The organism is Marinobacter sp. AC-23 (genome assembly GCF_001858325.1).
GTDB lineage: Bacteria > Pseudomonadota > Gammaproteobacteria > Pseudomonadales > Oleiphilaceae > Marinobacter.
In genome coordinates, this window is record NZ_MBPP01000010.1 from 1 (window position 1) to 11,086 (window position 11,086).

At 54.9% G+C, this 11,086-nt stretch carries 10 protein-coding genes and 1 pseudogene; 2 read left to right on the plus strand and 9 right to left on the minus strand.

What is annotated here, in order from left to right:
- Positions 1-160: 160 nt before the first annotated feature.
- The gene (locus BCA33_RS05180; protein WP_071263956.1) at positions 161-913 is read left to right on the plus strand and encodes an SDR family oxidoreductase; all 753 of its coding nucleotides are present in this window, start codon (positions 161-163) and stop codon (positions 911-913) included.
- On the opposite strand, the gene BCA33_RS21395 is transcribed toward BCA33_RS05180, so the two are convergent.
- The 8 genes from BCA33_RS21395 to BCA33_RS05215 form a co-directional block, all read right to left on the minus strand.
- Entirely contained in the window at positions 898-1,362 is a 465-nt protein-coding gene (locus BCA33_RS21395; RefSeq protein ID WP_071263958.1) for a cation-translocating P-type ATPase, read from the minus strand. The two genes, BCA33_RS05180 and BCA33_RS21395, sit on opposite strands and share 16 nt — an antisense overlap.
- Positions 1,320-2,870, minus strand: coding sequence for a cation-translocating P-type ATPase (locus tag BCA33_RS05190; RefSeq protein WP_071263960.1), 1,551 nt, complete (start codon positions 2,868-2,870; stop codon positions 1,320-1,322). The genes BCA33_RS21395 and BCA33_RS05190 overlap by 43 nt, the downstream gene beginning before the upstream one ends.
- A gap of 116 nt (positions 2,871-2,986) precedes the next feature.
- Positions 2,987-3,166 (minus strand): cation transporter, encoded by a 180-nt coding sequence (locus tag BCA33_RS21400; RefSeq protein ID WP_071263962.1) that lies wholly within the window; start codon positions 3,164-3,166, stop codon positions 2,987-2,989.
- A gap of 1 nt (position 3,167) precedes the next feature.
- Positions 3,168-3,818, minus strand: a complete 651-nt coding sequence (locus tag BCA33_RS05200) for a cytochrome c (RefSeq protein WP_071263964.1) — start codon at positions 3,816-3,818, stop codon at positions 3,168-3,170.
- An 8-nt stretch (positions 3,819-3,826) separates the two neighbouring features.
- Positions 3,827-4,432, minus strand: a complete 606-nt coding sequence (locus BCA33_RS05205; RefSeq protein WP_071263966.1) for a cbb3-type cytochrome c oxidase subunit II — start codon at positions 4,430-4,432, stop codon at positions 3,827-3,829.
- On the minus strand, positions 4,432-5,652 hold the full coding sequence (locus BCA33_RS05210) for a cbb3-type cytochrome c oxidase subunit I (RefSeq protein WP_254774204.1): 1,221 nt from the start codon (positions 5,650-5,652) through the stop codon (positions 4,432-4,434). The genes BCA33_RS05205 and BCA33_RS05210 overlap by 1 nt, the downstream gene beginning before the upstream one ends.
- Positions 5,634-6,032, minus strand: coding sequence for a hypothetical protein (locus tag BCA33_RS21405; protein ID WP_254774205.1), 399 nt, complete (start codon positions 6,030-6,032; stop codon positions 5,634-5,636). Before BCA33_RS21405 ends, BCA33_RS05210 begins: the two co-directional genes overlap by 19 nt.
- 190 nt (positions 6,033-6,222) lie before the next feature.
- The gene (locus tag BCA33_RS05215) at positions 6,223-7,047 is read right to left on the minus strand and encodes an SDR family NAD(P)-dependent oxidoreductase (protein ID WP_071263968.1); all 825 of its coding nucleotides are present in this window, start codon (positions 7,045-7,047) and stop codon (positions 6,223-6,225) included.
- 297 nt (positions 7,048-7,344) lie between these two features.
- On the opposite strand from BCA33_RS05215, the pseudogene BCA33_RS05220 reads away from it, so the two are divergent.
- Positions 7,345-9,689: pseudogene (locus tag BCA33_RS05220) on the plus strand (DUF6351 family protein).
- Between the two features lie 16 nt (positions 9,690-9,705).
- On the opposite strand, the gene paaX reads toward BCA33_RS05220, so the two are convergent.
- A complete protein-coding gene (paaX, locus tag BCA33_RS05225) occupies positions 9,706-10,677 on the minus strand; it encodes a phenylacetic acid degradation operon negative regulatory protein PaaX (RefSeq protein ID WP_071263970.1) in 972 nt (323 codons plus the stop codon).
- Between the last annotated feature and the right edge of the window lie 409 nt (positions 10,678-11,086).

Here is an 11,086-nt window from a genome sequence, read left to right on the forward strand (position 1 = left end):
TAAAGAGTTCGTCGTTCGTCAACACACTTATTGCCTTTAATGCAATTAATGGATGCAAGATAGCACTCTTCCCGCCTGCAAAACAGCTGGATATGATTTCTCTAGAACGCCGATAAACCAACGTAACAGAGAAATACTCTGGTTAAATCAGGAGAATGTGATGTCTAAGGATCTCAATGGAAAAGTTGCTCTAATTGCAGGTGGTGCAAAAAATCTTGGTGGTCTTATTAGTCGGGAGTTTGCAAAAAGTGGGGCGAAAATAGTCGTGCATTATAATAGTGATGCGACGGCCGACGATGCAGCGGCCACTATAAAGGCGGTTGCCGATATGGGTGGCGAAGCTATAGCGATACAAGGTGACCTGACCAAGGCGGCCAATGTTACGACGTTGTTTGAACAGGCAAAGGCGCGTTTCGGCGGAATTGATATTGCAGTTAACACGGTAGGGAAAGTGTTGCGTAAACCGATCATCGAGACGTCTGAAGAGGAGTATGACGACATGCTCGCGGTGAACGCCAAATCCGCTTATTTCTTCATAAAAGAGGCGGGGCTTCACCTCAATGATAACGGCAAGCTCATTACGATTGTAACGGCATTGCTGGCGGCGCTAACGGATGGCTACTCAACCTATGCAGGAGGCAAGTCACCGGTAGAGCACTTCACCCGCGCCGCTGCGAAGGAGTTTTCCGGGAGAGGGATCTCGGTCAACAATGTCGGGCCGGGCCCGATGGACACCCCTTTCTTTTACGGCCAGGAAACCCCGGAGCGTGTTGAATTCCATAAGTCACAAGCAATGGGTAATCAGCTTACACAAATTGAAGATATTGTTCCCATCGTCAGATTTCTTGCAACTGAAGGTTGGTGGATAAATGGGCAAACGCTCTTTGCAAACGGGGGTTACACCACACGATAAATCTTTGTTAGAGCGTGGGCCCCGTGGCGCAGAGGGAATGCTCTGTGCGCCACGGGGCCCCGTTTTTGCATGCGCAGGCTGTTGAGCAGAACACAGAGGCTGCTAAGTGACATGGCAATGGCTGCAATAACGGGCTGAATCCAACCCATAACCGCCAGAGGTATAACCAGGGCGTTGTAGCCTACCGCCCAGAACAGGTTCTGGTGCATGAGTTTGCGAGCTCTTTGTGCCAGCCGCAGTGTGGTTGGTACTTTTGCAATGCTCTCGGTCAGGTAAACAGCCGCCGCCTCGCCGGTGGCCGGGGCGGCACTCCCAACTGCAATGCCAAGCCTGGCACCCGCAAGGGCCAGGCCATCGTTCAGGCCGTCCCCTACGAATACGGCGTTGGTCTGCCTTTCGAGGTTGTCTAAAAAGCTGTACTTCTGTTCAGGAGAATACCCCGAAAGCACATGTTTTCCGGGTATACCAAGCGCTCAGCCAATTCCAGGCACGCGTTTCGGGTATCGCCACTGAGCAGATAAACGGTATAACCTTGGTGTATTAGTTGCCGAATCGTTGGCGCAGCTTCCGGCCTGAGTGTTTCCTGAAAGCCGATTTTTCCGGCATAAAAACCGTTTTGAGCTATGTGAAGACTCATTCCCGTGTCTTCGGTTGGTGGCACGTCAATGCCTTGTTCCCGCAGCCAGCTCGCGCGTCCTGCCAAGGCTATGTTCCCTCCATAGACCCAGCGTGTGCCCGCACCTGCAAGGCTTTCCCGGGTGCCACCGGGTGTCACCGCAAGCGCAGAACCGACTTCCGCCATAAGCCCTTTGGCAACAGGATGCTGTGACTCATTGAGCGTATTTTGTGCCAGCTGCAGCAGTGTGCTTTGGGTCCAGTGATTAGCCGGAATAATACGGTTCACACTGGGTTCGCCGGTGGTTAATGTGCCGGTTTTGTCGAATACGATAACGCCAACTTTGGCGGCGGCCTCCAGTGCTGCTGGGTCTCGTAATACAATGCCCTGGCTGACCATGTGGGCGTGGCCCATGGTGATTACCAGAGGAATGGCAAGGCTCAGTGCACAGGGGCAACTAATGATCATAACCGCCAGCCCGCGGGCCGCGGCTTCCGGGGCCGGTACGCCCTGCAAAAGAGCTAGGCCCACGGCCAGTGCAGCGGCTATCAAGATAACGGGAAGTAGAATACGAGCAATGCGGTCGGTCAGTCGCTGCAGGGTCGTTTTACGGCTGAGTAGGGCGCTGATAGATCGGGATAAGCGGTCAATGCGGCGTTGCCCAATGCCCGCCGTAACCAACAGTTCGAGGTTGCCCTCCACTAGTTGGCAACCTGCAAGTAACTCTGCACCCGGCTCAAGGGACTGGGGCAAGTGCTCGCCGGTTAGCATCGACAGATCTGCCTGGCCATGCCCCCGTATGACTTTGCCATCCAGAGCCAAATGCTCACCGGCTTGGAGAATGATGCGCTCGCCGGTTTCAACACTGTTGGCTGGCCGTGTTTCGACGCTGCCATCCGGGTGTTTCAGAACGACTTGCTGTGGCACATCCTGAAGATAGCGGCGAATAATCTCAGAGGCGCGTCGGCGCACACTGGTATCCAGCAGCCGTGCGATCAGCTGGAAGGTGATCAACATAACGGCCGCGTCGAAATACACGTGGTGACTGCCGGTGGCGAGTTGCCAGGTCGAGATAATGCAGGCGGCAAATACCGCGAGAAAAATGAGGCTGTCGAGCCCGGGTGCGCCGGCAAGCAGCGTGCGCCAACCCACACGATAGAAGTGGGAGCCGGAGTAAAGCACCACCGGCACTGCGAACAGGCCACTGGCCAGGGCAAGCGGCCAGAGTACCTCCGGCTCCACCGCCCCGAGTGGCGACAGGTAGATCAGTAAAGCTGGCATCATGCTCCACATGCCAAAGACAACCGCAACGGCCAGCCGTCTTTGTAGATGCTTGCGCACGGATTCAGCCTGGAACTTGCTCCGTTCGGCGTCAACCGACCCATGCAGGCGATACCCTAAGCGGGCAACGGCTTTTTGCAGGCTGGCAAACTGGGGTTTTTCGTTGTCCCAGCAAATCAGGCCACGTCGGCGGCAAAGTTCACCGCCGCGTCACTGATTCCGGGTTGCTTCTTCAGCAGAGCTTCAACGGCGATAGCACAGCTGCCACAACGCATCCCTTCAATCATCAGGATGTCCTGGTGCTCGGGCTTCTGGTGCGGAGAGTCCTGTGCTGCGCTCGCGTTGCTGTTGGGCATCTTAGTGTTCCCCGAAAACCTCCGTCAGCTCTTTTGCCGACCAGCTTCCGCGGTCACCGAAACGCTCTTTGTGTTTGGCGACTGCCTCTGGGCTGACCTCGCTTGCGGTATTGCCCCATTCACTTCGGGCATAGGTCAGCACCGCCGCTATCTCTGCATCCGAAAGCTGGCCCCCAAGCGGTGGCATCATGCCTTGGAACGTGTTGCCAGCAACCTCAATTTCACCCTGTAAACCGTCATGGACGATCGCGATAGGGATGTTCGGGTCAGCTTGCAGCCATTTACTTCCCGTTAACGGTGGGAACGCGCCGGGAATGCCCTGGCCTGTCGCCTGGTGACAGGAGCTGCAATGGGCGCTAAAGAGGGCTTTACCATCTACGCCTGCTACTTCTGCACTTGCTGTGCTGCTAGCGCCCGCGTCCTCTGAGGCCGCAGTGTTTGAGCTTTCTGGCTCTGACGTGCTGGGCTCGGTTGCAACGGGTGTGCGGCTGTCGCCACCCAGCATAGGTTTGCCGATTTGCCAGGCGTAATAACCAACGCCCCACACAATCAGAATGGCTATCCAGGCGAAGACAAACTTTGGAGCGGCGCGTGTGCCTTCTTCGGGTTCGGGCGCTTCGCGAAACTGAGCGCGCTGATCATGTTCGTTCATGGCGCACGTTACTCCTTGGGTTTATCGGCTTTCGGCAAGGTAGGTGCCGGATAGGTGTGGTCAAGCGCGAGCATATACTCGGCCAGCGCCAGTGCATCTTCGGTGGCAACAATCTGACCGGACTCAGGAGCATAAGCCTCTGGTAAGTAAACAACCTTGTCACCCTCTGCCGCTTCGTCTACATGGCGAAACAGGAACGGATACGATGGCATTATGCTGTCTTTATGAACCACCCGCGGGTTGTAAAGGTGCAGCAGTTGCCAGTCGATGCTGGGTAACCTGGCGCCTACGTTGAACAGATCCGGGCCGGTACGCATGGTGCCTAGCAAGTGCGGCTGATCGTTGGCGTAGTCGCCGGGCACGGAAGGGCGCCCCCAGCCACGGTCTCTGTCGCCGGGCGCAAAGCTCGGGTCCCGAGGTTGCTGACTGTGGCAGTACACACAGCCGTTGGCGATATATACCTGCCGGCCACGCTGTTGCTTTTCAGTGTACGGCTTAAGATCTGGCGGCACCTGTTCTGCCGACATTTGCAGATACGGCATAACCACCAGCGTAAGCGTGGCCAACAATAGAATAAGGGCCGCACCGACCATAATTGCGAGAGCACGTTTCATTAAGTGTTCTCCTTAATAGCAGAGCGGAAGAGGGTTGGTTGTTCACTACCGACGCCACGATGCATCAACATGGCAACAAAGTGGGCTGCAAACACAAGGTGCCCCAATGTCATCAGTGCGCCGCCTAAGGTGCGGGCCTGAAGCCCCGGAATGGTCATACGGACAATATCCATGAAAGGCATTGCGGCATCGAGCAACGCCAAACCCTGCTTCCAGCCGGTAACGGTCAGTGACACGAAGTAAATCAAAATGCCGATGCTCACCAGCCAGAAATGCAGGCTGATCATCCGGCGCCATGGCCACTCCCAATTAGTGAGGCGGGGCATAATGAAGTACACAGCCCCAAACAGGATGAAACTCAGGAAGGCATACATCCCAAGGTGCGCGTGGGCCACGGTGTAGTGGGTAAAATGGGTGACTACGTTAACGCTTCTAAGCGCTTCCATAGAGCCCTGGAGTGAGGACACCGTGTACATGAGCGCGCCGATCCACACAAAACGAAGCGTGGGTGAATCTTTCAGACGCTTGAAATTCCCCATCATGGTGCCGTGGTGGTTAATGGCAACGGTAATAACGGGAATCGACATCATCACGCTATGGACAATCGACAGGGTAACCAGCCAGGTGGGTATGGGGCCGCCAATCAAGTGATGAATACCTACCTGGCTGTAGAACAGTGCCAAAGACCAAAAGCCAATCAGTGACAGCTGATAAGAGATAATCGGCCTGCCGAGAATTTTTGGGATCATGTAGTAGGCGATACCAATGCCAATGGGGGTAACCCAAAGCCCGAGAACGTTGTGGGCGAACCACCAGTTAACCGTGGCGCCAGAGGCGCCGGGAAAGGTAAAGGGCAGGTTGGCGATCAGGAACAGGATCGGGAACCACACCAGTGCGGCCATCAGGTACCAACTGGTCACATAAAGGTGTTCCACCTGACGATTGGCGGCGGTTAGCAGCAAGGGTATGGCGCACAGCGCACCACCGACCACGAATAGAAGGTCTACCTGCCACGGAAACTCCAGCCATTCCTGGCCGTCGGAGAAGCCCAGTGTAATGGCGCCCAGCCCAAGAGCCAGACCGATATTCCAGATAACACTGCCCAAAACGGCATATTTTCCGCCGGCCAGTGAGGTTTTGAACAGCCGGGGAATCAGAAAAAGCGCTGCGCCAATACCTGCCATGGAGGCCCAGCCATAGGTCACCGCGTTAAGGTGCACTGGCGCACGCGGCCAAAGGTAAGAAACTCACTGGAGATCAGAAACTCGGGGAGGTGCATCTTCAGCGAGGTGACTAGCCCGAAAAACGAACCCAGAACCAGCCAGAAAATAGCTGAGCTTAGCCAGCACAGCACGGCCGTGCGGGAAGAGTGGTCGGCTGTCCAGCGAGCCTTGATAGCGCTAGCCTGTGCCATGGTATCAGGCTCGGCAGCTTGCGCAGGATCCTCGCTGTGGCCTTCCTCCCCCGGAGAGAAGATCGTTCGGGCGGCTTCCTGGCCGTGACTGAACTGATTGTTGGCGATAGACCAAATCAGTAGCAGCAGACCAACCGTCGAGAGCACGAAGGTAATGATCAGGAGAATGGCAATGGTAGGCGTCATAAACCGTCCTATTTGATTCATTATAAATACATCTTAGTAGAAGGCATCATTTAGGACAAATGATTGCAGGCTTAAAAGGCTGTATTTACATGTTCTGGGGAGATACCGAAGAGTGGTAATACCGTAGCGCGACTGAGGTGGTGGAGCGATGGTGACGCTTGTTCTAAATCAAGTAATAGCAGCTGCCGCGCTAAGCAGGGTGGTTGGTCACTCCATGCTTGCGCAATGCCCGGCCAATCAATCGTAGCATGAGTGCGTTGAATGGGCCGGGGAGGTAGCGTGCGCCGAAAGCTGTCAACTTGCCGGAAAACCCCGGAATAATCTGCCAGCGCCCGGCATCCAGGCCGGCAACAATCTGGTCACAAGCGCTGTCAGCTTCCAGCGACCCGGCCAGTGCTTTCATCTCAAGAGAAATCGGGTTGGCGTCTGCGTGCTCCTGCGCCACCATGGGTGTTTTGACTTCGGGCGGGCAGATGCAGCTGATGTGGATGCCTTGGGGCTCGTACTCATAGCGCAAAGTTGTAGCAAGCCCCACCACGCCGAATTTGGATGCACCATAGGCTGAATAGGCGTAGTTGCTGATTAGGCCAGCGAGAGACGCAACTAGCGCTAGCCGGCTGCCGGGCTGCATGGATGACAGCACGGCCTTGGCAAAGTGAAAGCTGCCATTGAGGTTAATATCGACAACTCGCCGAAACTCCTCTGGCTGCGTGTCTGCAAAGGCTTTGTTGATGATCACGCCGGCGGAGTTAATGGCAAGGTCGGGCGCACCCAAGGCGTCTACAGCGGCCAGAACCACCGCCTGAGTCTGATTAAAATCGGTGATGTCTACCGTGTGAAATTGCCAAGTGGTTTGCGCAGTGCTGGCGGCCATATCCAATTGGTCCTGCCCTCCGTCGGAAATGGCGAGATCGAGCACGGATACCCGGCAGCCTCGCTTCAGGAACCTCAATGCCATGCCCAGGCCCAGACCACTGCCGCCACCGGTAATCATCACGTGGTTGTAGGTTTTCATCGCTTAATTCTCCGGGCTTGGTGAGTCTGCTTGTTTATTGTCGAAATATAGTACTGAAATAGACCGCATTATAGTTGGTAATTCGTGCCAGATTTTTGGTGAATGACGACATTCTTGCGACGCTACCGAGCACGCACTCTGTACCAATGCAGCAAGCTGGTCTAGGCTTTCAATAGCAACAACAGAACTGCTTGCAACGCGGTATAACCGCGTCCAAGCCTGGTGAAAACAGTGTATTCGAAGAGGGATTTTTCGATGCTTACCAACTCAAAGGTGCGATTCATACTGGTTACAGGAATGTTCTCATTCCTCCTCAGCGGCTGCTTCGACGGTTCCAGCCGCTCTTCCGGATCGGGAGACAGTCAGCCAGATCTTGAGCTGGTCAGCCTGTCCAGCACTCCGGACCGGGTCAGTGGTGACAATGTTCTGATCGGCCTTGAAGGCAACTCTGCCACGATTACAGCGGAAAGCGACAACCTGGAATTTTGGCTCAATGACGCCAGGGTCAGCCCGTTGGTGCGAGAGGGGCGTAATGGCCCTGAAATTCTCGTGGCGGGGCTTTCCGAGGGTGAAAACCGGCTGGAGCTGCACCATGTCAAATATGGCCCACTGAGTGATCTTACGCTGACTGCTTACCCGGTGACCGGGCCGATATTCTCTGGCCCCCAGCAATATCCGTTCGTTTGTACGGTAACGAGCGAGTTGGGCAAGCAGCCCTTGGTGGATACCACCGGCAATACGGGCTTCCCGGTTATGGATGGCCACGGCAACCAGATAGGGCTGAGCAAGGACTGTTCGATTGATTCCTATGTGGAGTTTGTCTATCGCACGATCGACGACAATTGGGCGCCTTTGCCTGGCGATGGTTCCCGGCCTGCGGATATGGCTACCACCGCGCTCACCGATGGTCGCACCGTCGATTTCATTGTGCGACAGGAGCGGGGCACGATTAACCGGTTTATCTACAGTTTTGCCACTCTGGCGGGGCCCGGGGATATGCCTGATGAGGTATCCACCGCCAATTGGAACGGCCGCCTGTTGTTCCATTTTCAAGGTGGCGTAGGGATAGGTCATTCACAAGGCGAGATAAGCCAAAGTCGGGCCTTGCAGCCGGAAACCTTGGGCAAAGGCTATGCTGTTATCTATTCCACAGGCACCAGCACAAGCCCGCACTATAACCTTCAGGTAGGCGGCGAAACTGCGCTGATGGTAAAAGAGCACTTCATCAAGCGTGTGGGTGTGCCTGAGTATACTGTTGCCATTGGTGGCTCCGGTGGTGGCATCCAGCAGTACGTTTATTCCCAGAATCACCCTGATCTTCTGGATGCGGGCGTGCCCCAGTACTCTTATCCGGACATGGTGACCCAGATCATCCATGTCGGTGACTGTGAATTGCTGGAGTACTACATGGACGCCACTGATAAAGACAATGCCAAATGGCAGACAACCACTAACCGGAGCTGGCTTGTGGGGTTGAATGCGACCGATACCTACGCAGATCCGTTTGCCGAAGCAAAACAAATGCTTGGATTCGGCACCGCCCCAGGGATGACCGAGTGCATTCCGGCCTGGCGTGGACTGACGCCATTGGTTATGAACCCCGCCTTTGGCCAAGCGCCCAACCAGCAACAGATGCAGCCTGATGGTGTGATGGACGCTGTCGAGTGGACGCATTACGACGATCTGAGAAATATTTACGGAGTCGATGAGCGTGGGAATCCTCGTACTTTGTACGACAACGTAGGGGTGCAGTATGGCTTGGGAGCGCTGCGTGATGGCAAGATCACTCGCGAGGAATTTTTGAAGCTGAACGCTCAGATTGGTGGTTGGAAACAGCCATCAGAGATGGTGCAGGAGGGCTTTCCTTTTGTTGGCTCTCAAGAAGATGTTCTAGCGGGCCGCGTCGAATTCGATCCCTGGAGTTCCCGCAATATGAACCTGAGCCCGGATGGCACACAGCCTGCGCCGCGCACCCAGAGTGATCTGAAAGCGATTCAGGCCGCTTATGAATCCGGGATGGTTTTTGACGGCCAGCTCAATATGCCCGTTATAGATTGGCGGCACTATTTGGAGGAAGTGCTGGACATGCACAACAGCCACCAGTCTTTCTCTGTTCGCCAGCGCATCATCAACAAAATGGGGAATGCCGACAATCAATTGATCTGGTTTACCGATACCCGGCCGACGGATACATCAGATCCTGAAGAGCCAGAACCAAGGGAGGAATCAAATCCAACCTGGATGGCGCTGGAAATATTGCACGAGTGGTTGATGAATATGCGTGTAAACCCGCAGCAGAGCATCGCGGATAATAAGCCTACAGAAGCGTTGGATGCGTGTTACAAAACCAACGGCGAAGTGATAGCTGTGGGAAATGACGTCTGGAGTGGCATTCTTGACGAACAGCCTGCCGGTGCATGTACCTCGAAGTTCAAAATCTACACTACATCACGCATGGTGCCGGAGGGCCAATTGAGGGCAGCGTTTTCAAATGCGGCCTGAAGTTTGTTGCAACCGCACTGAAGGATGGCACATACGGAAGTGTTTCGTTTTCCGAGGGCGACGTCATGCGGCTGAATGAGATTTTCCCGGACGGAGTCTGCGATTACAGTCAGCCAGATCAGGGCCGTCCTGCTGGCTGATCGAAAATCGGCAGGATCAGGCAGACTCGTCCGCAATGACAGAGTTGTTAGCGGTAGCGTTTTCCATTGTCAGTCCACCAAACCGGCGATAAAACCCCTGGCTTGGGCCTGGCAGTGGGCCGGATGCGTTTTCCAGAATGCTCGCCAAGTGCTCATCAGAGCGACTGTATATGGCTCGGTAAAGGTTGCGGCACAATTGTTTGGCGCTTCGCCCCTCCCAGTCGCCCGGCAATAGCTCATCTGGCAGCAGTGGGTCCCGCAACAGTATTTTTCGGTATTCGTGAATCAGCAGGATGCGTGCGGTAACGCACTCTTCCGGGCTCAGGTTGTCGTTGACGCTTAGCTCCCGCCATAGGGGCCGGAACCTCTCCAAAAAGCGCTTATAGCGAAAACCCAGCTCATCCAGGTTCCAGCTTTCCTTTACTTGCCTGCGAAGGGCTCGTGGGCTTCGTTGTTCCAGTGGTTGGGTCTGCATCACTATGGTGTCTTCCAGCGCGCCCCATTCCTGAAGCAGGGGCACCAATTCATGGCGGGTAAAACGCGGATGCTCCATAACCCCCGTGGCCATGCTGCCGAAGCTCAGCCATTTTAGCTCTTCACGTACCTTGGTACGGGTTTCCGGATCCAGCTGGTTGAGAAAAACCAGGCACCAGCTGCCATTCCAGTCGTCTGTGCCAAGCGTGTAGACATGCTCGAAGGCTTGCTGGAATCGCCTGAGACCTACCCCGGTTACACTGTAATAGCTGCATCGGCCCACTTTCTCAGTTTGTAACCAGCTCTCTTGAACCAACCGGTAAACCGAGGTGCGTACAAGTCGCTCGCTGACGCCCATGGGCGTCAGCAGTTTCATCAGGCTACCCAGCCAAACATTGCCGCCGCGTGGGTGAATGATGTCGCCGTAGGTTGTAATAATCAGGGACCCCGCGCGTAGCGGACGTTTTTTCTGGAAGTCCCGGACAAGGTTCTCGAGTTGTTGTTTTGCAGACATGATTCTCTTCTCTTCCAAGACTTTCCAACAAGCTGTTGCTCACAGGCTTAATGGCGTAGGAGGACGCACATTATCCCCGATCTGGCAGCCGGGTAAAGTCGGTTACATACTGTGTCGTTAGCGCACACCGACATGCTGGTGCCGGAATACGCTGAATGCCCACCAGGACATGTCAAAAAAGCACGCAGGTACTAAGACATTGGTATAGATTGCAATGAAAGTTTTGTGCTGTGGCGCACTCCTCAGTTGACACTGATGTTGTGATACAATATTTTCCATTGATATCCGTCAACGGTATCGTATTATTGGATTGACGGATAGCCAGTAATGGCAGCGACAAAGAAATTTTTGTCGTGCAGTGCTGAATGCAGAGCGCTATATAAGGATACGTGAGACGAAAGGTCTCAGC